The sequence below is a fragment of the Shewanella hanedai genome (assembly GCF_007197645.1).
Taxonomy (GTDB): Bacteria; Pseudomonadota; Gammaproteobacteria; order Enterobacterales; family Shewanellaceae; genus Shewanella; species Shewanella hanedai.
Genome location: NZ_VKGK01000002.1, coordinates 299,795 through 323,946, shown reverse-complemented (window position 1 = coordinate 323,946; position 24,152 = coordinate 299,795). Strand labels below are relative to the sequence as shown.

The window sequence follows — 24,152 nt, the reverse complement described above, 5'->3', positions numbered from 1 at the left end:
TTCATTGCAGGGACGTTGATAGAGTTACCTGATTTTTCCATTTTCAGACTCGACTAAGACAGGCTGGGTACATGTTCAAGAAGCTGCGTGGCATTTTTTCTAACGATCTTTCGATCGATTTGGGTACGGCTAATACTTTAATTTACGTTCGCGATGAGGGTATCGTACTTAACGAACCTTCTGTTGTGGCAATTCGTGGCGAACGAGGTAGTAGCCAGAAATCTGTAGCAGCTGTTGGTACCGAAGCTAAGCAGATGCTGGGACGTACTCCGGGCAACATTCAAGCTATTCGTCCGATGAAAGATGGTGTTATTGCCGACTTCTATGTGACAGAGAAAATGTTGCAGCACTTTATCAAGCAAGTGCACAACAACAGCGTGTTCCGTCCGAGTCCTCGAGTTCTAGTGTGTGTGCCTGTGGGCGCAACACAAGTAGAGCGTCGTGCTATTCGTGAATCAGCTATGGGTGCTGGTGCTCGCGAAGTGTATTTGATTGAAGAGCCTATGGCGGCGGCAATCGGTGCTGGTTTACCAGTGTCTGAAGCAACCGGTTCTATGGTTGTGGATATCGGTGGTGGTACGACCGAAGTGGCGATTATTTCGTTAAATGGTGTGGTTTACTCCTCATCAGTACGTATTGGTGGTGATAAGTTTGATGATGCCATCATTAACTATGTTCGTCGTAACTATGGCAGCTTAATCGGTGAAGCAACAGCTGAACGTATTAAGCACACAATTGGTACCGCCTATCCTGGTGATGAAGTGCTTGAAATTGAAGTCCGTGGTCGTAACTTAGCGGAAGGTGTACCTCGTAGTTTTACCCTAAACAGTAATGAGATCCTTGAAGCGCTACAAGAGCCGCTTTCAGGTATCGTCAGCGCAGTGATGGTTGCACTTGAGCAGTCTCCACCTGAGTTAGCGTCAGATATTTCTGAGCGTGGCATGGTATTGACTGGTGGTGGTGCCCTGATCCGCGATCTGGATCGTCTGTTAATGCAAGAAACAGGCATTCCAGTTATCGTTGCTGAAGATCCTCTAACTTGTGTTGCAAGAGGTGGCGGTAAAGCTTTAGAAATGATCGATATGCACGGTGGTGACCTCTTCTCTGAAGAGAATTAATCGATGTTGAAAAGGCGGTGTTTAATCGCCTTTTCTAGTCACTATGCTGTCAAATACTCACAGCTGGTTTTTCTCATTAGTTATATTTTTTTATGAAGCCCATATTTGCTCGTGGTATTTCTAACCAATTCAGGCTAACACTGGCAATTATTTTGTCGGTGATCCTTATTGTGGCTAACAACCGACTCGATCCCGTCCGTCAATCTATCTCATCTGTATTAAGCCCACTGCAATATATTGCTAACATCCCCGGAGCACTCTTAGATTGGTCTGCTGAAAGTTTAGCTACTCGTAATATGCTAGCTCAGCAAAATAAAGAGTTACTTAGGCAACAGCTGTTGATGAGTGAAAGACTCCAGCGATTCGAACACTTAAGACAGGAGAATGATCGCCTTAGATCTCTACTTGGCTCTCCCGTCCATATGGACGCGAGGAAGGTCGTTGCAGAGGTGATGGAGGTGGCAAGTGATCCTTACCATCAATATGTTGTTCTCAATCATGGTGCTAAGAGTGGCGTATTTGTCGGTCAACCTGTTGTTGACGCACAAGGTGTCGTCGGTCAAGTTGTTCAGGTGAGTGAGCTCACTAGTCGAGTGCTGCTAATATCTGATGTGACTCATGCTATTCCTGTTAGGGTGACCCGAAACGATGTCAGAGTCGTCGCGATTGGCACGGGTGTGCTCGATGAGCTTGAGCTGCGTTATGTACCCAAAAGTACCGATATTCGTGTAGGAGATTTATTGGTGTCTTCTGGTTTAGGGAATCGCTTTCCTGAAGGTTACCCTGTGGCACGCGTGATGAATGTAGTCAGAGACGATGGTCAGGATTATGCAAATGTTATCGCTCAGCCATTGGCTGCCTTAGATCGTATTCGCTATCTCTTGTTGATTTGGCCAGATGAGCCCGCATCCGCAGCATTGGAAGATGAAACTGCATTGATACTATCAGCAGCGGAAAAAACGGTGGCGAATGCCGAGGTGAGCGAATGAGTATGCATATTGCCAATGGCCGCTGGGTCGTTTGGTTAAGTTTTTTTGTGGCCATGTTATTTCAGATCATGCCGCTGCCTGAACTCGTAGAAGCTTGGCGACCAGACTGGCTATTGCTGGTGATGATTTACTGGGCGATGGCGCTTCCGCACCGATACAATATTTTATCAGCTTGGATTCTAGGTGTGATGCTGGACATCATGTTGGGGGCGCATCTAGGCGTTCGTGCGCTCTCTATGTCGCTCGTCATCTATGTGGTGGTCTTGCACTTTCAGCGATTACGAAACTTTCCTATGTGGCAGCAAGCGTTAATGATCGCCTGTTTGATCTGTTTGCATCACTTAGTGATTTTTTGGATTCAGTTTGTCGTCGGTAATGTGACTTTTAATGTGGATCTATTTCTGCCAGCTATCTCTAGCTTGATTATTTGGCCTTGGGTTTTTTGGGTTTTACGCCGTGTGCGGCGTTTATATAAGGTGAGATAAGATGTCTCGGCAGTTAATATTGGCTTCGGCTTCTCCACGTCGAAGAGAGTTACTGGCACAGTTGGGCTTCTCAAAGCCCGATTTTAGTTTTATCTCTTTATCAGCAGATATCGATGAAAGCCATCAGTTAGGTGAATCTCCACAGACGTTTGTGGTTCGACTCGCTGTTGAGAAAGCTCAAGCCGGTTTGGTACTCTTTAATGCCGATGCTGAGAATAAATCATCTTCACCATTAGTTTTGGGCTCGGATACTATTGTTGTCCTAGGTGATAAAATATTAGGTAAACCAGTCAATGAAGCCGATGCGCTGAAGATATTGTCTGATTTGTCCGGTCATATGCATGTTGTCATGACCGCTGTTGCGCTCACTGATGGTGTGAACACTGTGACGTGCTTAGTTGAAACAAAAGTGCAGTTTTGTGAGTTGACCGAAGCCGATATTCTAGCGTATATCGCCACGGGTGAACCGATGGACAAAGCGGGTGCTTACGGTATACAAGCCCTCGGTGGCAGCTTTGTTGAGCGTATCGAGGGGAGCTACTCCGCAGTCGTGGGTTTACCAATGGTAGAGACTCGAGCTTTGCTGCGTGAGATGAGTGTTTTGTAATTAAGACGATGATAATGGCTCATTTGGTTATGGGCGACAATAATGGGCTGAAAATAAGTAAGCCATTGAATGTTTAGCCCAAAAGAACAATAGCGAGTGAATGATTATGAGTCGCATCGTCAAAAACAGAGTACAGCGAAAGATCGGTTCTGAACTGTTGATCAATGTGACGCCGACTGAAGCCAGAGTCGCACTCGTTGAGCATGGTGTGTTGCAAGAAGTCCATATAGAGCGACGCATGAAGCGTGGCTTAGTCGGTAATATCTACAAAGGTAAAGTCAGTCGAGTGCTACCTGGTATGCAGGCTGCATTTGTCGACATCGGATTAGATAAAGCGGCATTTTTACACGCATCGGATATTGTGCCACATACAGAATGTGTCGCTGAAGGCGAGAAAGGAAACTTTGTTGTCCGTGCTATCGGTGAATTGGTCCGTCAGGGTCAAGACATCATGGTACAGGTGGTTAAAGATCCATTAGGCACCAAAGGCGCCCGTTTAACCACTGACATTACTCTTCCTTCCCGTTATTTAGTCTTTATGCCTGGTTCGAGCCATGTTGGGGTATCTCAACGTATCGAATCGGAAAAAATCCGCGCACGTCTTAAAAAAATTACTGAGCCTTTCGTCGATGAAGATGGCGGTTTTATTATCCGCACAGCGGCAGAGAGTGCGGGCGAGCAAGAGCTTATTCAGGATGCGGCTTTTCTGCGCCGAGTTTGGTCTAAAGTGAGTGAGCGCCGCAAACGCAGAGGCGTGTCGTTACTGTATCAAGACTTGGCACTTCCAGTACGTATCGTGCGTGACTTTGTGGGCACTGAGCTTGACCAAATTCAGGTAGATTCGAGCCAAACTTTTGAAGAGCTGCAAGCTTTTTCTGATGAGTTTATGCCTGAGATTGCCGAGAAAATTGAACACTATAATGGCCCAGTGCCTATTTTCGATCTTTATGATGTTGAAAATGAAGTGCAACGAGCATTAGGTCGCAAGGTTGAGCTTAAATCCGGTGGCTACCTCATCATAGATCAAACTGAAGCGATGACGACGGTGGATATTAATACCGGTGCGTTCGTGGGTCATCGAAACTTAGAAGAGACGATATTCAATACAAACCTTGAGGCGACTCATGCCATTGCGCGTCAATTAAGATTGCGTAATTTGGGTGGGATCATCATTATCGATTTTATTGATATGTTGAAAGCTGAGCACCAGAAACGTGTGCTTGCCAGCTTAGAGCTTGCGCTTTCACATGACACTGTTAAGACCAATGTCAGTGGTTTCTCCGGTTTAGGTTTAGTCGAGATGACACGTAAACGAACCCGAGAAAGTTTAGAGCATGTATTATGCGGTGAGTGCCCTGTATGTAAAGGGACGGGTAATCTGAAAACTATTGAAACCGTTTCGTATGAGATTTTTAGAGAGCTGATTAGATTAGATCGTAGCTATGATGTTGATGAATTTCTGGTGTATTGCTCTCCTTCTGTTTTTAATAGCTTAACCGGTGAGGAGAGTCATTTGGTTGCCGAACTCGGCGTTTATATGGGTAAACGGGTGCGTTTTCAGAATGAAGTCATGTATGCACAAAACAAGTTTGATGTGGTAATAATGTAGTGTCACCCAAATTCTGTCCTCGAAAGTTCAGCCGTGGTTGCTGGCAAGTTTTAGCGATTATACTGGTGCTATTTGCATTGGTAGTCAGCCTCTTTAGAGGGCTTTTGCCACAGCTCGATCAAGTTAGAACTGAACTCGCTAACTACATAAAATCTGAATACCAAGTACAAGTTAATGTGGGCGAACTGACCGCTGAATGGCAAGCATTTGGTCCTGCGTTGACGGTTAAGCAACTGGTACTCCCGCCACAAGAAAACCTACCTTTCACGTTAGTTGTTGATAATGTGCATGTGAAGCTGGACTTCTGGCAGAGCGTGATCACCTTAAGCCCCCAGATTGAAACCGTTATATTTGACGGAGTTCAAGTGGCTTTAGATATAGATAAACTGAACCAAACCGATCCCACAGTGGATCAGGTTACCCCGTCTTCACCTGTCGATACCGACTGGCTTTATAAGCTGCTTCTTGAGCAGTTAGACCATTTCTCTATCCGTGATGGTAGCCTGCAACTCTTAAGTGAAAATCATGAGTACAGACCCATATACGTCAAAGACCTAAGATGGAAGAACAGTAAGTTAAGGCATCAGGGGCAAGGTAAACTCTATCTGGATAGTGCAGCTTCAGATGTGGAGTTGTTAAGTCTACAGCTGGATATTAAAGGCAGTGGTCATGAGCCAGACAGCTTACACGGAGAGGTCTATCTTGCTGCGCGTTCGCTGGACTTGGGTGAGTGGGCCTCAAGACAAGCCGCCCCTTTCGACAGTTCAAGTAAATTGGCGCTGGAAGGCGTGGTCAACCTTGAAGCTTGGCTCGATATTGGCAAGCGAAGTATTACATCTGCTCAAGTCGATTTTGAACCTAGCTGGCTCGAATGGCATCTTAGTGAGCAGAAACAACATTTCGAAATTAAAGGTGGACGACTCGCTTGGTCTCCTACCCAGAATGGTTGGCGTTTGAATAGCCAAGATCTTGCTTTTGAAACCAATCATCAAGCTTGGCCTGAACTCAAGTTTGCGGCAGAGAAACGCGATAAAGTGTTAGTGACCACGCTGAATAAGCTGGATACCAGCACGCTTTTACCGCTTCTGCCTTTGATCCCAGGAGTGGATTTAGCTGGGCTTAAAACTTGGCAATCTTTGGATCCTAAGGGTCAGCTCAACACAATCAAATTCTCCATCGATGAGCAAAATGGACCAGCATTGTCGCTCGATGTCGAGCAGTTGAGCTGGCAGGCTGATGGCGATATTCCAGCCTCTACGCCCTTGGATATTGAACTTGGCTGGGAAACCGATGCCTTGTATCTTTCGCTACCAAAGCAGAAGTATCAATTAGATTTTGGCACTGCTTTTAGGGTCCCTCTTGCGTTTGATGGTGAGGCATTTGATGTTAAATATGACGTTAAGTCGCAAGCATTAATTCTGCCACGTCTGGTGCTAGATAACCCCGATATCTCTATTGATGCTTCTATGCGTTTAGGCTTGGATGAAAGTACACATTTAGCCTTATTAGCCGATGTGAAACTACACGATGTATCAAGAGCTGCAAACTACTTCCCTCTGCATGGCATGAGTACAGATCTGGTTGAGTATCTTGAAACAGGATTGAAAGCAGGTAACACCCAAGACGCTAAGGTTCTCTGGCATGGCGCATTAGCTAACTATCCATATCAAGATCATTCTGGCATCTTTCAGGCTGACTTTACGATTCAAGAGGCGGAGTTCGAGTTTCAGCCAGATTGGCCTGCTGTGACCTCATTGAACTTAGCGGCATTGTTTGAAAATGCACGTATGGATCTTTTGATCAACCAAGGTAAATTGTTGGACGTGACAGTTGATGGAGCCAGCGTGGTTATTCCTGAATTAGGGGATCGCTCACTGCTACTTGTCAAAGCCGATTTAGTCACTCAAGGTGAGGCTGCAACTCGGGTGCTTAATCAGTCTTCTCTGGCAGATTCTGTCGGTTCGACATTGGACGTGGTGCAGATTAAAGGGGAGGTCGGTGCTAATCTGGATCTTTCTATTCCCCTCTACGATGGTGAGAGTGAGCTGATCCGTGGTTTGGTTAATTTCGATCGCACCCCTGTTTATATTACTGAGCCAGGCGTCGCGCTGAATGAAGTGACGGGTCAAGTCAGCTTTGTTAACGATGTCGTGACTGGGGAGAACATTCAAGCAAAGCTGTTTCAGCAACCCGTCTCTCTAACATTTGATACCGAAACCATGGGGCGCAATTACGGACTTAACCTTGAGTTAGATGGCGCATGGAAACTGGCAGAACTGCCTGATTATCTCGATAATCCCCTTAAAGATGTCTACTCGGGTGAGCTGAATTGGAATGGTGGGATGACATTGATTTTTGATCCTATCGGTTATCGGATACAAGCTCAGGTAAGCAGCGAGCTTGTTGGTGTTGGCTTAGACTTGCCGAATACGTTTGCTAAAGGTAAAGATGAGGCGCGTAAGCTAACTGTTGAGTTAATTGGAGATAATAAGCAGTCTTCACTCGGGATCAAGTTAGGTAAACAGATGGAATTCTGGGGCGGGTTTGATCAAACCTCCGGGAATAAGCTCGCGCATTTCGATCTGCTGCTGGGTCGCTTGTTTAGACCAGGCGATCAGCTGAAAAAGAGCAAAGGGCATCTGCAGCTAGCTATTGATCAAACTGAGTTTACCCCTTGGCTGCCAATCATTACACGATTTACCCATCCTGAGCAGGATGAGAGCCATGATGTCGTTAGCGCTGTCGAAGATAATGCTAATTTTTTCCCGCCGCTAATCAGTATCGATGGAAAGATAAATCGCTTAGATCTAATGGGGCAGGCGTTAACCGATCTGACAATGAAAGCTGAGCCGGTTGAACATGTTTGGCGTTTTGAGGTTGAGTCCGATGAACTTGATGGGCGAGTCGACTTTTACCCTGATTGGTCGACACAAGGTTTAAAACTGGTGGCCAGTAAGTTCCATATGGCACCGAAAGTGAAGAAGCCTGAGAATGCGCAATTTAAGTCAGATACCGTGTTGCAAAATCTGCCGCCCTTAGCGATCGATGTAGATGATTTTAGCTTTTATGGTATGCCTCTAGGTCACTTGGTTTTGCAGGGCACACCAGAGGGGAATAATTATTTGATTCAGACAGTCTCTCTTACTACTCCTGATGTCACTTTGACAGGTAAAGGAGCTTGGAAGAAAGACGCTAACGAGAATATCACTGAGTTCAGTGTGAAGTTAGACGCCACTAAGTTTGATGATATATCGGCTATTCTTGGCATGGATCCCGGCTTGAAGAATGCGCCAGTAGCGATAAATGCGAAGGTGTTATGGCAAGGCGCTCCCTATGAGTTTTCACTGGATTCCCTAAATGGTTTGGTTGATTTTAAGTTAGGAAAAGGTCATCTCTCTGAGGTGAGTGATAAGGGGGCGAGAATATTTTCACTGTTTAGTCTCGATTCCCTGCTGAGAAAGCTCTCTTTGGATTTCTCCGATGTGTTTGGTAAAGGTCTTTACTTTAACTCCTTCAACGGGACTTTGAATATTGATGATGGTGTGATCAAAACACGCGATACTGAAATGGATGCTGTAGCCGGCAATATGAAAGTGCGGGGTTACACTAATTTGATGACTGAAAGCCTGAATTACGATATTAGTTTTGTGCCGCAACTCGCCTCTAGTGTGCCGACTGTGGTATTACTCACTACAGGCGGTTGGACCTTTGGATTGGGTGCCTTTGCTTTGACCAAAGTACTTGAGCCCGTTATTGAAGTTATTACTGAACTTAGATTCCGTTTAACGGGCACCATGTCAGATCCAAAAATTGAAGAGCTAGAACGTAAGAGTAAAGAGATAGAGATCCCTGAATCTGCGTTACCTAAAGTAGACAAGGTGCCTGCAGCTCAAACTAATAAGTCAGGGGAAGCGACTAAGGCTGCTACTCTAGTTGAGCCAATTCAAGTTGTCGTCGATGACAATTCAGAGCAGAGAGTCAAAAGCGCAGAGCCGCAGAATCAAAATGAAACAGGATCGGGTGTCGAGATCCCTGAGTCGAATATACAAGCAATGCCAGTTTTTAAGGATAAGTCTAAAGAGGACGTAAAGGATGCAGATCAGCCTATTACAATGTCAAAGCAGTCGAGACGTATCGGCGAACCTGGAATATATAGAATCGCAGCTTAAGCTTCTTCCACGAGATTCTGCTGAGCCACAATTAGTTGTTTTACCTGAATGTTGCTTACTTTTTGGTGGACATGAGAGCCAGCAGCTCGAACATGCCGGTGAAGCAGGTGCTGAAACAACAGAACTGAAAACGGCTATGTCACAACTGGCTGCAAAGTATGATATCTATCTCGTTGCTGGGACGATCCCGATTCGTTCAGAAGATGGGCGTGTTTACAGTCGTACTTATCTATTTGATAATTTGGGTGATGTACTCGGTGACTATGATAAGTTACATCTGTTTGATGTTGATGTGTCAGATGGCACCAAAGAGTATAGAGAGAGCGATACTTTCTGCCCCGGTGAAAGAATTAGCGTGATAGATACGCCGTTTGGAAAATTAGGCTTAGCCATCTGTTATGATCTGCGCTTCCCTGATTTATTCAGAGCGATGCGCCTAGCGGGGGCTGAACTGATTGCGCTGCCTTCAGCGTTTACTAAGGTTACTGGCGCTGCACATTGGCAGCCTCTCATTCAAGCTCGTGCCATTGAAACTCAATGCTATATTTTGGCAGCGGCTCAGTCGGGTCAACATAACCAAGGCAGCCGAGAGACGTGGGGCCAAAGTATGATTGTCGACTCTTGGGGACGAGTCCAAGCACAAAAAATGGATGGATGTGGTTGGGTTCAGACTAAACTAGATAAGAGTGAACAAGTTGAGATCCGCCAACAGATGCCTGTATCGGTTAATAATCGATTTTCAGCACCTGAATTAAGACATAAAGTTGTCAGTGCCTAAGCAATAACAGAAAGAGGTGAGGGGGATAATCCCTGATCTCTTATAAAAAATTAAGTCAAAAGAGAGAATCATTAATGCCATTTTTAACCCAAGTTGAACAAAGCTTATTGCAAGATGGACAATCACTGAGTGATCTACAGGGCTACCTGAATATTATTCATCAGCATAATGTCGACTTTTCCGATCTCTATTTTCAAGGAAGCCGCCATGAGTCTTGGGTATTAGAAGATGGCATAGTAAAAGAAGGCAGCTTTCATATCGAACGTGGTGTCGGTGTGCGTGCGATTACTGGTGAGAAAACCGGATTTGCTTACGCCGATGAAATTACACCATCTGCATTAATCGCGTCGGCAGAAGCTGCGCGTAGTATTGCTTCATCGGGTGGAAACGGTAGTGTTCAGGCGTGGAAGCGCCAAGAGGTTAACGCGCTTTATCAAAGTGCAGATCCGATTGCAGCCATGGAAGAGGTGAGAAAAATATCTCTGCTTAAAGAAGCCGATGCTTATATCCGCAGTCTGGACAGCCGCATTATTCAGGTAGTGGTGAGTCTTTCTGGTGTGCATGAAGAGATTTTAGTTGCAGCAAGTGACGGCACATTAGCCGCCGATATTCGTCCCTTAGTGCGTTTTAACTGTAGCGTTATCTTAGAAGAGAACGATAAGCGTGAACGTGGTGCAAGCGGCGGTGGCGGACGCCATGGTTATGAAGTCTTGTTGGAAACCGATGACACTGGATTACCTAAGTGTTTCTCGTTTGCTCGCGAAGCAGTGCGTCAAGCTTCAGTGAATTTAACCGCTATTGATGCTCCAGCAGGCCAGATGACGGTTGTTCTAGGTGCAGGTTGGCCTGGTGTTCTATTACATGAAGCGGTAGGCCATGGATTAGAGGGTGACTTTAATCGCAAAGGCAGCAGTGCATTTAGCGGTTTAGTGGGTCAACAGGTGGCATCTAAGTTAGTGACTGTAGTCGATGATGGCACTATGCCTAATCGTCGTGGATCATTGAGTATCGATGATGAAGGCGTAGTGACACAGAAGACCGTGCTTATTCAGGACGGGATTTTAAAAGGTTATATGCAAGACAAGCTCAATGCACGCCTTATGGGTGAGCAGTCAACGGGTAATGGACGTCGCGAATCTTATGCTCACTTGCCGATGCCGCGTATGACCAATACGTATATGGAAGCGGGTGAGTCAGATCCTGCCGAGATCATTAAGTCTGTTAAAAATGGTATCTATGCACCTAACTTCGGTGGCGGCCAAGTGGATATCACTTCAGGAAAATTCGTCTTCTCAGCCTCAGAAGCTTACTTAATTGAAAATGGTGAAGTCACCCAAGCAATTAAGGGGGCGACGTTAATCGGTAATGGCCCAGAAGCCATGGGAGAGATCTCAATGGTGGGTAATGATCTAGCGTTGGATCAAGGCGTTGGTGTCTGTGGTAAAGACGGTCAAAGTGTTCCTGTCGGAGTGGGTCAACCAACGCTTAAAATAGACAGTTTAACTGTCGGTGGAACAGCGTAAATCTCGCCTGTAAGGAGTGTTTTTGACTGCCTACTTCAGTGTTGAATGAACTCATAAGGGAACAACCATTATGTCATCCATTCGCCTTGAATTAGTTTGCCAAAAAACACTCTGAGCAGATCAACTTCTTATACTGATTGGTATAAAACACCTAGGGCTCATTCTATGTATGAGTAAACTTGATGTTTTGGGAGCTAACAGCTTGTATGCACTCTAGGTGAGCTCATAAACATTCTAGGGTATGCATCAACTTAGAAACGCTGCAGCTAGTCCTTGATGTTAATCGGTGTTATCATTACTCGGCATAATTAGAGTTAATACTCTAATTATGCTATATGCTTGTTTTGCTTGAAGCTCTTTGAGGTATAAATGAAATTAACCCGATTCGTTTGCTTGTCTCTACTCTTAGCGTCTAGTTTAGTGTCAGGTACTTCCTTGGCTCAGCTGATGACGTTTACCACTGCGTGGCAGCAGTTGTTGACCGTGAGCGATAAGCTTCAAGCCGAATCTCAGCAAGTATTGCGAGCGCAAGCTGAACAGGAAGCAGGTGAAGACCTTGGTATGCCTTCACTTGATATCAACGGCAGTTATACTCATCTCGAAAAGCCTATTGAGCTGGATCTACGGGATCTCAATCCGTTAGCTTCGCTCGACCCAGGCAGTTTACCCCCAGCTCTTGGTGGTGCACTGGCGGGGATTCCCAGTTCAATGTTTGTCACTCCATTTACAGAACAAGATATTTTCCGCGCAAGTTTACAAGCAATGTGGCCTATCTATACTGGCGGTAAAATCACTGCGGCTCAAGGTATCCACGCCGCCGAAGTGGCTGAAAAAGAACAGCAACTGCAACTTGTGACTCGAGATCTTTTCACGCTGTTGGTCGACAGGTATTACGCTGTATCGGTGACAGAGATGCTAATGCAGACGCAGCAGCAGTTAGTCTCCTCATTGTCAGAACATGTTGATCATGCCCTTAAATTGGAAGAGCAAGGTCAGATAGCTAAGGTTGAACGGCTTAACGCACAAGTAGCACTTGAGAATGCTCGAGTGAGTGCAGGCAGTGCCAAACGCCAGCATGAGATGGCGATGATTGCACTATCGCGTATGTTGCATGAACGCAGCGTTACTACTGCATCTCAGCTATTTATGTTGCCAAATCAACCTTCATTACCACGCTTGAGTCAGTTAACCATGACTCAGCACCCAGCATTAAGATTACTCGAAGCCAAAGAAGATCAAGCGAGTGGCTTGATTGAAGTCGAAAAGGGACGCTATAAACCCACGGTATTCCTCTACGGTAATTACACCCTGTATGAAGATGACAGTCTGTTTTCTAAGGTCGAACCGGATTGGATGATTGGTCTAGGTGTTAAGGTGCCATTATTAAGCCGAGACGGACGCAGTGGTAAAGTACAAGCCGCGAAAAGCGCACTATTGCAAGCCAGATATACCAAGGCACAAACGCAGCAAGACTTAAGCCTATTACTGGATCAAAGTTACCGTCAACTGCAGCAAGCGCAAGAAGAAGCTGTCGCGTTAAATACCTCATTGAGTCTGGCGGAAGAAAATTTGCGTCTGCGTGAAATAGCGTTCAATCAAGGTCTGTCGACGTCAATCGATAGAGTCGATGCCGAGTTGAAACTCAGTGCCGTCAAGACACAACAACTTGGTGCTAAATATCGTTATGTTCAATCCTATGCGCGCTTGATGAGTATCAGCGGGCAATTGGATGACTTTATTGGTCGCACCAACAAGTTATAAATAAGCCAGTCGTCATCTGTCAATTTAATGTGTAAATATAATCAAAGTTTTGGAGATAAAAATGCGTGCTAATCGTCTGCTCGCCGTTGTTGCACTTGTCGTGCTCGTGATCTTACTGGGCTACGGCTTAAAGCTGGCTTACAGCCCTAAGCCGCAGATCATGCAGGGGCAGATCGAAGCGCGGGAATATAATGTATCTTCAAAAGTACCGGGCCGGGTTGAGCAGGTTTTGGTGCGCCGTGGTGATGTGGTGGAGGAGGGCGATCTCTTGTTTGCTATTCACAGCCCAGAGCTAGATGCCAAGCTAATGCAGGCTGAAGGCGGCCGAGATGCAGCTAAAGCAATGCAACTTGAAGCGGATAGCGGTGCTCGTAAACAACAAGTTATGGCTTCTAAAGAGCAATGGTTAAAGGCAAAGGCGGCCTCAACGTTAGGCAAGACGACTTACGATAGGATTGAAAATCTGTTTGTTGAAGGTGTGGTTGCCAGACAGAAACGTGATGAAGCTTTTACCCAGTGGCAAGCAGCAAAATACACAGAGCAAGCCGCGCTTGCTATGTATCAGATGACGGCAGAGGGCGCGCGTTCAGAGACTAAAGCGGCAGCAGCGGGCAACGCTCGTATGGCAGAAGGTGCAGTGAATGAAGTCAGCGCTATTTTAGCCGATAGCCAAATGCGCTCGCCAAAAATGGGTGAGATAAGTGAAGTATTACTGCAAGCTGGCGAGTTAGCCCCCAGTGGCTTTCCGGTTGTCAGTTTGATTGATATGGACGATGCCTGGGCGGTGTTTCAGGTTCGTGAAGATCAACTTAAGCGGTTCAGTAAAGGCAACAAGTTGATGCTGACTCTGCCTGCGTTAGGACGCGATGTAGAGTTCACCGTGACCTATGTCAGTGTCATGGGAGAGTTTGCAACTTGGCGTTCAACTGAGAGTGGCCATGACTTTGATATGCGTACCTTTGAAGTTGAATTACGTCCTGATACAAAGATAGATGATCTGCGCGTCGGCATGTCTGTCCTGTTTACTCACTAGCGTTCAGGCTTACCATGACCAATATAGTCGCCTCTATTCGACGAGAACTGCACGCTTTATGGCGTTCTCCTTGGCAGCTTGCCTTGGTCAGCTATATTCCTATTTTGAGCATACTCTGCTTGTGGTGGCTTTTTAGCGCTGGATTACCGAGGCAACTTCCTGTGGCCATCGTTGATCATGATAATAGTCAATTGAGTCGCATGTTGAGTCGAAAACTGGAAGCTAATCCAGTGATCTCCCCTCAAAGCTTTGTGGATCTGCCTTCCGCTGTAACAGCGATGAAGCAAGGCGAAGTCTATGGGCTTATTGTTTTCCCCTACAATTTAAAGCGTGATTTAGTCACGGGTCATAGCCCAACTATCGATATACGCTACAACAGTCAGTTCCTGCTGGTGGGTAAATTACTCTCAAGTCAGATCCAACTGACACTTGGTGCTGGATTACTCGAAGTTGCTGGGGTGAAATTGTTACTGCAAGATGTGCCTAAGCCTTTAGTGGCTGTGCATCTGAGCCCAGTGAAGAGCCAGACGACAGCACTGTTTAATCGCAATAACAATTACGTGGGCTTTCTTGTGCCGCCAGTGTTAGTCGCTTTATGGCAACTGCTGGCGATGTTGATCTTCTCCAATAGTTTGAGCCGAGAGCTGACTCCGACTGGAAGCTTGATAGCGGGTGATGGGATCTGGCTACGGGTTTGGGCTAAAATTGCAGTGTTTACGCCTATCTTATTAATGCACGGTGGCTTTATTCTGGCACTGTTATATCAGTACCTAGCATTGCCCGCAGCGGGAAGCTTAGCCTTGTTAATGTTGGCCCAGACAGTGATGCTATTTTCGGTGTGGTTACTGGTGCTACTGATATTTTTCATTATGCGTGACAGCGCCCGTATGGTGAGTTTTGGGACCGCGATGTTTGCACCAGCGTTTGCTTTTATGGGAATCACTTTCCCGGTGCACGAAATGCCTATCGCAGCTCAGTGGTGGCGTTTGATCATGCCATCGAGCCATTATATTGATTCACATGTCAGCATTATTAGCTATGGCTCCTCGTGGCAGACGATAGTTGTTCAGCTTTCCAGTTATTGGGGCTTCTTGTTTATCATTCCTGTGCTTATTATTTTGTCTCGCCGTGTTGAGGTGGAATCGATGGCTCAAATGCCTTTAGAGGATGAGTCAGGAGTGAAAGGATGAATAATCAACTCATGAGTTTCTGGCAATTGGTGTGGACCGAGTTAAGGGCTATTGTGGCGGATAAGGCCATCGCCGTGACTCTGTTTGGTGGCGTACTGTTTTATTCAGTTCTCTATCCTTTGCCTTATCTGCATCAGGTACCCACAGATCAACAGATTGTGGTGGTGGATCTGGACCATAGCTCTTTGAGTCGTAAATTGATTAGGCAGGCCGATGCGAGCCCGAAAATTAGCGTTATTGGTCAAGTTGGCAGCATCAGTGAAGCCAAGGTGTGGATCGAGACGGGACGTGCGCATGGGCTCTTAGTGATCCCCTATGCTTTTAGGCGAGACTTGTTGCTAGGTAAAGGAGTGACCTTAAGCTATGGCGGAGACGCCAGTTATTTCTTGATCTATTCCGCGGTGGTGGAAGGCTTAGTCACTGCAGGTATGGACGCAGGTAAACAAGTGCAGTTGCTTGGCTTGCTAGCAAAGGGTGAGGCGCCTGAGCAAGCGAATTTAAGCCTTAACTCGGTTAAGATAAATAGCGTCCCCACATTTAACCCAAGTTTAGGCTATACACCTTATGTTGTTCCTGGGCTTTTCCTGCTGATTTTACACCAAACTTTACTTATCGGTACTGGGATACTGGGCGCTGGCCAATGGCGAAATAAGGGATACTGGCAGCAGCTTTCTCCGCTAAAGTTGATCTGTAGTCGCATCTCAGCGTTTATGTTGATCTATTCGGTTTTTGCCAGCTTTTATGTGGGGTTCTGCTTCTATTTGTATCAGGTCAGTATTCAGGCAAGTCTGGGATTGGTCGCACTGTTTTTATTGCCTTTCCTATTGGCGACCAGCGCGGCGGGAATAGCATTAAGTTGCCTGTTTGTACGCCGTGATCTGCCAACTCAAGTACTGTTACTTGCGTCAATGCCCATTATGTTTGTCTCTGGTTTTGTTTGGCCTTTAACACTGATCCCTGAGCCGCTGATCTGGATCTCGCAAGTCATTCCTGCAGTCCCCGCTATTATGGGGATGTTAGAACTTAATCAAATGGGGGCATCATGGACAAGTATCATGCCTAAATGGTTGCAGTTATGGGCCATGTTTGCGGTTTTCTTTGTACTGGCAGTTTATGGCGTATCGAGAAGATTGAAAGCCAATAGGCAGGTATAATTCGAATCAGCATAAAGCTTACTAAGTTATAAATTGAAGTAAGTAAAAGCCCATTTAGATCTGCATCTAAATGGGCTTTTTTATAAATCATCAGGTTTAGGTTAGGTTCCCAATAGGCTAATTGTTAATCCTACACCTGACTTAAAGTTATTAGGGGTTGTCAGCTCAATACTCACAGCGCTTGTTCTTGCAGGCTGGCCGGCAGTAGACGGGTCACTGTCATTAGTGATAATAAAGCTTGTTCGAGTGCCGCCTCGATTTGTTGTATTAGCGACGCCAAATGGCTCAAAGATAAGCTCTCCTGCAGAGGCCACAACCGCAACCTGTGTATTTGCAGGCATCATTTGGTAAGCGTCATCATAGAACTGGACCGTAAACCTTGATGTCTCTCCAGCCGCAAGAGCCGTCAATGGCAAAATTGGAGCAGTTTCGAGACCAGAATCATCTCGAATTAAATTATTACCTTGCCAGATTGTGAAGTCTGCACTTGAGCCTGACATGGTCATAACTAGTGCTTTACGGATGTAGGTATTAGGCTCGCAGCCAACGGGTGTGGACTGACATTGAGGGCCGTTGAACTTACCATCAGGGTTCTGGTATTTGTCACGGCTTTGGGTGTTAAAGTACTTTTCACCTGGCGTATGGAAAAAGCTCTCATCATCATCACGGTAGGCATCGCCTAAGTCGCTAAAGCCTTTCGGCAGGTAGGCTTCTATATCCATACCATTGCCGGAGCAGAGAACGGCTTCCCCGTCACGATTTAAACAAGCTTTGTCCACAATAGGTTTGTCATCGGCATCGAGACTGACGTCGTCATCATCAAATACATTGTTACCATTGGTATCAAAAAAGGTCTCATGCCCCAGTGCATAGGCAAGCACCGTTATCCTGTGATCCGATACTCTCGGGTTTGCTGAAGTCCACTCGACGCTACAGCTACCATTTACTGTTGAGCAACTTGGGACTATTTGGCCTCCTTCAGTGGTGAACTGAATGACTGTGTCATCAGGAGCTGGGTTACCAAAGCTATCGGAAGCATAAGCAGTCACGGTTGCTTTTTCACCGTCAAATTTGTCGGCCTCTGGATTGAAAATAGACGTCGATAAACTGAATCCCAGTTGCTGAGGTAGACCTGTATTGACGGTTAGCTGCTCAGATTGCGTGCTGATAACCTTGCCTGTGTCCGCATCGGTTGCAGAGGCTACCACGCGTACCGGAGTCGGTACTGTACCTGAAAGCACACGAACGGTAGCGATGCCTGCAGAGTTTGTAAGGCTTTCAGCCGTGCTGAGTCCATTGGCAAAGCTTAAGCCACCGACGACAGTGTCTAAGTTAAAATTAACAATTTGTTGAGCCGTAGGTTGGCCATTTGCACTGGTGACCGTAAAAGTGACCAATGAAGATTCTGTGCTGCCTGTACCGCCAGCACCTTTGATGCGGATATTGGTGGGTTCAGCAGAAACGAAGCCGATATTTGCCAGAGTTTGACGCTCTAAGGTCAATGGCAGTGTCGCTGTTAAGGTTTGGTTTCCTGCAAGTGTCGTGGCCGTGATGACATCATCACGCTCACTGTTACCACTACAGCTGGAATCTTGAAAAGTGGATCTTGCATCGCCAGATAATGTCGTTACTGGTGTGTCTAGGCTGGCATTATTGCTGCTAACACAATCTGAGCTAAAGCTGATTGATGAGGGAGTCTGAACGCGAGTGATAGTGCCATCATCGGCTTGATTCACTAACGTTGCTGTAACACCAATACTACCGCCAGCACTGATAACATATTTACCATCAGCATTGGGAGTCAGGGTTGTTGCTAACTTATTTTCGACAAATTGCTCTGCAGAATTGAAATGGCCAAGTTTAAGTACGCCATCACCGCCAACCGCATCGGCTGAAAGCACTTCATATAGGCTATTGCTCTGATAGGATTGGTCTTTGTATGTGATAGACACATTCAGATTGGAAGCACCTAAATCAGCAACCACTGGCGTATAGATAACTTGAGCAATACCTTGCTCATTAGTTAATGCCGTATTTGGACTGAGTGTGACATTGCCTGCGGTAAAAGTGACTAGCTGATTCTCTATACCAACGCTTGATGCATTGAGGAATGTTGCTTGAAGCTGTACGGCTTCATCGACTTTAAATTGGGTGACATTGTTGGCACCTAATTGAATGCTAGCACTGACTTTTGGTACTTGGTCGCTCGGGGTGCCGCCATTGTCTACAAATTCATAATTGCGCTCGACGAGCAGAATATTATTCTCGTCCGCTTTAGTATCGAATTGAGCTGTTACAGTTCCTGCACCTTGAGTATCAAGCTCTGGGCTTAGAATGACTTCGGCAAGGCCGCTGGAATTGGTGAGTTTGGTTGAGGGATTGATAGTGCCAAGAGATGAATTGAAACTGATTAATGCTCCGTTGCTTGCGCTACCACCTTGGGTTAACTTGGCTACGGCACAAATACTGGCATTACTTGGAAAACTAACGTCACTGGTTGCTTCGGCGCACTTGCCGTCGACGACGGTTTTGTAACTGAGTGATAGAGCATACTCTCCCGTATTTTCTTCACCGCCACCACCACTATCATCGGAAGCGCCATTACAACCACCGAGTAAAGAGAAGACAACAAGAGAAATAGGGAGAGCAAGAGCCGTTTTTATCAGTCGCATTAGCAACGTCCTAAAAGAAGTGTTAAAAAGTATTGAACTTATTATAACTACTTCGTGATAAAAACTACATTATTCTGTGATTTCAGTACGTAAATACTTAACTAGCTCTGCAGCTGATTTAGAAGCTTGGTCAGGTTTCTTAGTCAGTTCTTTGTTAGATTGACGAATAAGCTGGCGTAACTTCTGTCTATCTAGGTCTGGATGCTTCTCAATAAGCTCTTGAATCGCTTGATCACCTTCACTCATAAGTTGATCTTTTAGCTTTTCAGCGACGTTTTGTTTAGCGCTTTCATTGCTGTTTTGGTTCAGTACGTTTTTGATGTCTAGCTGTAAGGCTTCAACATCGACATTGCGCATTAGCTTACCGATATACTGTAAGTGACGACGATATGCTTCAGTGTTAATTTTTATCGTCTTAGTTTTCAATACATTGTCGTATATAATTTCATCAAGTTCTAATTTGTCTATTTGTGTTTTACTGAGCACAACTAGCTTCATACCAAGTTCTTGGTAGATCGCTATTTCACGTTTTGCTTCGGCTCTGCTGACATAATCTTCATCATGATCAAAGGGCTGTTTAAAATGTTCTGAGTCACCGATTACTTTCATAAAAAAATTCTCTAAAAAATACTGAGCTAATAATAACATTTCAGAAGAAAATCGCCTATCTCTTCCTCTGTATTAGAGTCGATAGTGATCACTAACTTAAGCTTAGTTTATCCGGAGCTGCTTAATATCATGATTATTATTGATCGTTAAGAGTGTTTTTAGCTGTGGTTAATCTTTAGCTCTGCATTCGTAGTTATTTAATGTGATTGGCAATTGGGTTTGTTATGCTTACTAAATTCCAGATAATAAAAGAGCATATTTGTGACTACAGCTAGCATTGACCTTGAATTAAATTCTTTAAAAGACGCCGTTTCTATGGCCCTAGAATATGCCAATAAACTTGGTACAACGGCTGCCGAAGTTGCGATTAGCAAGCAGCAAGGATTATCTGTTTCGACTCGACTTAAGGAAGTTGAGACTGTGGAGTTTAATAAAGATGGTGCGTTAGGTATTACCCTGTTCCGCAATGGTTGTAAGGGAAGCTCATCTACGTCGGATCTCAGCCCTGAAGCGATCAAACTGGCAGTAAAAGCGGCCGATGATATTGCTCGATTCACCTCTAGCGATCCTTATAACGGCTTAGCAGAAGCTGAATTAATGGCGACCGAGTTTCCTGATCTTGACCTGTATCATCCTCAACATATCTCTGCCGAAGAGTTAACCGAACTTGCGGCTCGCTCTGAAGAAGCTGCGTTGAATGTCGACAGTCGTATTACCAATTCTGATGGAGCCAGTGCTAACGCGCATACTGGCATCAAGGTGTATGGTAATAGCCATGGGTTTCTTGACGGATTCTCGACCTCTCGTTACAGCCTAAGTTGTGTTGTCATCGGTGAGAGTGATGGCAACATGCAGCGTGACTATGACTACACCATCTCGCGTAACTTCAATGAGCTTCTTTCACCTGAAGAGGTGGGGAAAAAGGCATCGGAGAAGACATTAGGTCGCTTAGATAGCCGCAAAGTTGCAACGACTAAGCTGCCTATCTTACTGGCGCCAGATATCGCAACAGGCCTAATGGGTCACTTAATTGGGGCGATTAGCGGCAGTAGCTTGTACCGCAAGTCTAGCTTCTTGCTTAATTCTATCGACACACAAATATTTCCAGATTGGTTTTCAATTGAAGAGCAGCCACATCTTAAAGGTGCACTAGCCAGTGCGATATATGACAGCGAAGGTGTGGCAACACAAGATCGTAGCATTATCAAAGATGGTGTGTTGATGACTTACCTGCTGACGAGTTACTCGGCGCGTAAGCTTGGTCTTAAAAATACCGGACATGCTGGTGGTATATACAACTGGACCTTGGCACATACAGGCCATACGTTTGATGATCTTGTTAAAGAGATGGGCACCGGAATTATCGTCACTGAAGTCATGGGTCAAGGCGTGAATGCTGTGACCGGAGATTACTCACGTGGTGCTGCCGGTTTCTATGTCGAAAATGGCGTTATCCTCTACCCAGTAGAAGAGTTCACTATTGCGGGCAATCTTAAAGACATGTTCCAAAATGTCGTCGCAGTGAGCAGTGATCGCGACATGCGTTCGTCGATCCGCACTGGTGGAATACTGCTAAGTGAGATGAAAATAGCGGGTAATTAACATCAAGCGTTTATCACTAAGCGCTGGACTGTAAAATACGTTTTAACGATAAAAAGCCCCTCGGGGCTTTTTTTGTTTTTGGCCCAGTCTTCTTAAACCTCACCGAGTGAACCCTCTTTAATTAATCTTCATCAAATTGCTATTGAATATATGGATAAACGTATATATGATTACCCATATATTCTGTAATCTATATTTTGATGAGATTGACCATGACCGCTCTGGATCTGTTTAAAGCACTCAGTGATGAGACTCGCTTACGTAGCTTGATGCTAATTAAAGCCGAGGAGGAGCTGTGTGTTTGCGAGTTAATGCAAGCGCTGCAAGAGAGCCAACCTAAGGTGTCTAGACACCTAGCTCAGCTACGTAAGACAGGGTTGTTGTTAGATAAACGTCAGGGACAGTGGATTTTTTACCGCATCAATCCCAATTTACCAGCGTGGGCACTTAAGGTGATCGATGAAACCTGCTCAGCCAATGGCGAGCTGATTGAACAGAATCTTGCTCATTTGAAATCAATGGGTGATAGGCCAGATCGAGTTAGAAGTTGCTGCGAGTAAGTTGAGCTAAATCTGATAATTATCAGTGTGAGTTTTTAAGTTTACGAGTTATTAGTTGTAGAAGTAGGGTTAGTGATGGGACTTTTTGAGCGTTACCTCAGTGTGTGGGTTGGTTTATGTATTGTGGCAGGCGTGGTTTTAGGTAACCTTTTTCCTGAGCTATTTGTCATGGTGGCATCCTTTGAGTATGCCCATGTGAACATAGTGATAGCGGTGCTTATCTGGGTGATGATCTATCCCATGATGGTGCAGATAGACTTTGCTTCGATTAAAGATGTGAGAAAGAGCCCTAAGGGCCTGTTACTAACGTTAGTGATTAACTGGTTAGTCAAACCCTTTACTATGGCCTTCTTAGGTTGGTTGTTCTTCAATGTGCTGTTTATCGATTGGGTTGATCCACAAACCGCGAGTGAGTATATCGCGGGGATGATTTTACTCGGTGTCGCGCCATGTACGGCGATGGTGTTTGTTTGGAGTCAACTGACTAAAGGCGATCCTAACTACACCTTAGTGCAAGTATCGGTCAACGATCTCATCATGGTGGTCGCCTTTGCGCCTATCTGTGCCTTTCTGCTCGGTGTCAGTAATATTCAAGTGCCGTGGGAAACCTTACTCTGGTCAGTAATACTCTATGTGGTGTTGCCTTTAGTGGCAGGGGTTTTGACCCGTAAAAAGCTAGAGGCTGACGGTAAGTCAGCAAAAAACGGCGCGCTGAATGCGTTTGTCGCTAAGCTTAAGCCCTGGTCTATGATTGGTTTGTTGGCGACGGTGGTCTTGCTGTTTGGCTTTCAGGCGCAGACCATTATTGATGAACCACAAAATATTCTGCTTATTGCTATCCCCTTACTTATACAGACATACGGTATCTTCTTTATCGCGTATTACGCGGCAAAGAAGCTTAAGTTGAGCCATAAAATCGCCGCGCCAGCATGCATGATCGCCACCTCGAACTTTTTTGAACTTGCAGTCGCTGTCGCTATTTCACTGTTTGGCTTGCACTCTGGAGCAGCGCTCGCAACGGTTGTCGGCGTACTGGTAGAGGTGCCGGTGATGCTATCGCTGGTGGCCTTTGTGAATCGAAATAGAGCAAAGTTTGAAGACGATATTGGCGCCGATATTGAGATTAATTAACTAAGTTGACCTAAGTTAGCTGTCGATTTTGAAACGATAAAATAGAATAACCAAAGGGTTTTATATGAGCATCAAGATAGGGATCAATGGCTTCGGTCGCATGGGACGTTTGGCACTAAGAGCTTCATGGGACTGGGATGACGTTGAATTTGTACAGATCAACGATCCTGCCGGTGATGCTAAGACCTTGGCTCATCTACTGACGTTTGATTCGGTTCATGGCCGCTGGCAGCATGAAGCTGTCAATGATGGCTGCGATATTGTTATCGGTGATAAGCGTATAACAACCACGAGTAATAAGGCGATTACAGAAACTGATTGGTCTGGCTGCGATCTGGTTATCGAGGCCTCTGGCGTGATGAAAACTAAGGCGCTACTGCAAGCTTATCTTGATCAAGGTGTTAAGCGAGTCGTGGTAACTGCGCCGGTAAAAGAGGAGGGCGTGCTTAATGTTGTGATGGGCGTAAATCATCTAGATTATGATAAGCAGCTTCATCCAATCGTGACTGCCGCCTCGTGTACAACTAACTGTTTAGCGCCTGTGGTGAAAGTGATCCATGAAAGCATCGGCATTAAGCATGGCTCAATGACCACAATTCATGACATCACCAATACTCAAACTATCCTAGATGCTCCCCATAAAGATCTGCGCCGTGCTCGCGCCTGTGGATTAAGTCTTATCCCAACCACAACGGGTTCGGCTACCGCTATCACCCATATCTTCCCGGAGCTTAAAGGCAAGCTCAATGGCCACGCGGTAAGGGTTCCATTAGCGAACGCCTCGCTCACCGATTGTGTGTTTGAGTTGAATCGTCCAACGACGGAGGCCGAAATCAATGCGCTACTCAAAGAGGCGGCAGAGGGAGAATTGAAAGATATTCTTGGCTATGAAGAACGTCCTCTGGTTTCAGTCGATTACAAAACCGATCCCCGTTCAAGCATTATCGATGCACCTTCGACCATGGTGGTTAATGGTACGCAAGTGAAACTCTATGTCTGGTATGACAACGAGTGGGGGTACGCGAATAGAACCGCTGAGCTTGCACGAATGGTCGGTCTTTTAGACAAGGTTTAGTCTCTATACCAGCCATGACAATGAGTGGGCTGATATTAGGACGAATAGAACTGCTGAGCTTGCAAGAATGGTCGGTCTTTTAGACAA

Annotated in this window: 18 protein-coding genes; 16 read left to right on the top strand and 2 right to left on the bottom strand. The window is 45.6% G+C overall.

The features are described 5' to 3' along the window. The first annotated feature begins 71 nt into the window (after nt 1–71). The 12 genes from FN961_RS03230 (at nt 72) to FN961_RS03175 (ending at nt 16,416) form a co-directional block, all read left to right on the top strand. Nucleotides 72–1,118, top strand: a complete 1,047-nt coding sequence (locus FN961_RS03230) for a rod shape-determining protein (RefSeq protein ID WP_143563095.1) — start codon at nt 72–74, stop codon at nt 1,116–1,118. Between the two features lie 92 nt (nt 1,119–1,210). After that, nucleotides 1,211–2,107 (top strand): rod shape-determining protein MreC, encoded by an 897-nt coding sequence (gene mreC, locus FN961_RS03225; RefSeq protein ID WP_143563094.1) that lies wholly within the window; start codon nt 1,211–1,213, stop codon nt 2,105–2,107. Next, nucleotides 2,104–2,592, top strand: a complete 489-nt coding sequence (gene mreD, locus FN961_RS03220; protein ID WP_143563093.1) for a rod shape-determining protein MreD — start codon at nt 2,104–2,106, stop codon at nt 2,590–2,592. Before mreC ends, mreD begins: the two co-directional genes overlap by 4 nt. A 1-nt stretch (nt 2,593) precedes the next feature. Then, nucleotides 2,594–3,199 (top strand): Maf family protein, encoded by a 606-nt coding sequence (locus tag FN961_RS03215; RefSeq protein ID WP_143563092.1) that lies wholly within the window; start codon nt 2,594–2,596, stop codon nt 3,197–3,199. Between the two features lie 106 nt (nt 3,200–3,305). After that, nucleotides 3,306–4,808 carry a ribonuclease G gene (gene rng / locus FN961_RS03210; RefSeq protein WP_143563091.1) on the top strand — a complete coding sequence of 501 codons (1,503 nt, stop codon included), beginning with the start codon at nt 3,306–3,308 and terminating at the stop codon, nt 4,806–4,808. After that, nucleotides 4,808–8,977 carry a YhdP family protein gene (locus FN961_RS03205; protein ID WP_143563090.1) on the top strand — a complete coding sequence of 1,390 codons (4,170 nt, stop codon included), beginning with the start codon at nt 4,808–4,810 and terminating at the stop codon, nt 8,975–8,977. The genes rng and FN961_RS03205 overlap by 1 nt, the downstream gene beginning before the upstream one ends. Then, the gene (locus FN961_RS03200; RefSeq protein WP_143563089.1) at nt 8,901–9,755 is read left to right on the top strand and encodes a carbon-nitrogen hydrolase family protein; all 855 of its coding nucleotides are present in this window, start codon (nt 8,901–8,903) and stop codon (nt 9,753–9,755) included. The genes FN961_RS03205 and FN961_RS03200 overlap by 77 nt, the downstream gene beginning before the upstream one ends. 74 nt (nt 9,756–9,829) lie before the next feature. Then, complete coding sequence (tldD, locus tag FN961_RS03195) at nt 9,830–11,278, top strand: metalloprotease TldD (protein WP_143563088.1); 1,449 nt, start codon at nt 9,830–9,832, stop codon at nt 11,276–11,278. A gap of 369 nt (nt 11,279–11,647) precedes the next feature. Further along, nucleotides 11,648–13,039: a TolC family protein gene (locus FN961_RS03190; RefSeq protein ID WP_143563087.1), complete on the top strand. Its 1,392-nt coding sequence runs from the start codon at nt 11,648–11,650 to the stop codon at nt 13,037–13,039. A 61-nt stretch (nt 13,040–13,100) separates the two neighbouring features. Beyond that, entirely contained in the window at nt 13,101–14,072 is a 972-nt protein-coding gene (locus tag FN961_RS03185) for an HlyD family secretion protein (RefSeq protein ID WP_143563086.1), read from the top strand. A gap of 14 nt (nt 14,073–14,086) precedes the next feature. After that, nucleotides 14,087–15,262: an ABC transporter permease gene (locus FN961_RS03180; protein ID WP_143563085.1), complete on the top strand. Its 1,176-nt coding sequence runs from the start codon at nt 14,087–14,089 to the stop codon at nt 15,260–15,262. Between the two features lie 11 nt (nt 15,263–15,273). Next, complete coding sequence (locus FN961_RS03175; protein WP_143563148.1) at nt 15,274–16,416, top strand: ABC transporter permease; 1,143 nt, start codon at nt 15,274–15,276, stop codon at nt 16,414–16,416. Between the two features lie 101 nt (nt 16,417–16,517). Here the strand turns inward: FN961_RS03175 and FN961_RS03170 are convergent, their stop codons facing one another. Further along, entirely contained in the window at nt 16,518–19,088 is a 2,571-nt protein-coding gene (locus FN961_RS03170; RefSeq protein ID WP_143563084.1) for an Ig-like domain-containing protein, read from the bottom strand. Nucleotides 19,089–19,157: 69 nt separating this feature from the next. After that, on the bottom strand, nt 19,158–19,697 hold the full coding sequence (gene yjgA / locus FN961_RS03165) for a ribosome biogenesis factor YjgA (protein WP_143563083.1): 540 nt from the start codon (nt 19,695–19,697) through the stop codon (nt 19,158–19,160). Nucleotides 19,698–19,958: 261 nt separating this feature from the next. Here yjgA and pmbA point away from each other — a divergent pair, with 261 nt between their 5' ends. The 4 genes from pmbA (at nt 19,959) to FN961_RS03145 (ending at nt 24,065) form a co-directional block, all read left to right on the top strand. Beyond that, nucleotides 19,959–21,299 carry a metalloprotease PmbA gene (gene pmbA / locus FN961_RS03160; protein WP_143563082.1) on the top strand — a complete coding sequence of 447 codons (1,341 nt, stop codon included), beginning with the start codon at nt 19,959–19,961 and terminating at the stop codon, nt 21,297–21,299. A gap of 212 nt (nt 21,300–21,511) precedes the next feature. Then, nucleotides 21,512–21,859, top strand: a complete 348-nt coding sequence (locus tag FN961_RS03155) for a metalloregulator ArsR/SmtB family transcription factor (RefSeq protein ID WP_143563081.1) — start codon at nt 21,512–21,514, stop codon at nt 21,857–21,859. A gap of 75 nt (nt 21,860–21,934) precedes the next feature. After that, a complete protein-coding gene (gene arsB, locus FN961_RS03150) occupies nt 21,935–22,990 on the top strand; it encodes an ACR3 family arsenite efflux transporter (RefSeq protein ID WP_143563147.1) in 1,056 nt (351 codons plus the stop codon). Nucleotides 22,991–23,054: 64 nt separating this feature from the next. Continuing rightward, nucleotides 23,055–24,065, top strand: a complete 1,011-nt coding sequence (locus tag FN961_RS03145; RefSeq protein WP_143563080.1) for an ArsJ-associated glyceraldehyde-3-phosphate dehydrogenase — start codon at nt 23,055–23,057, stop codon at nt 24,063–24,065. Nucleotides 24,066–24,152: the final 87 nt, after the last annotated feature.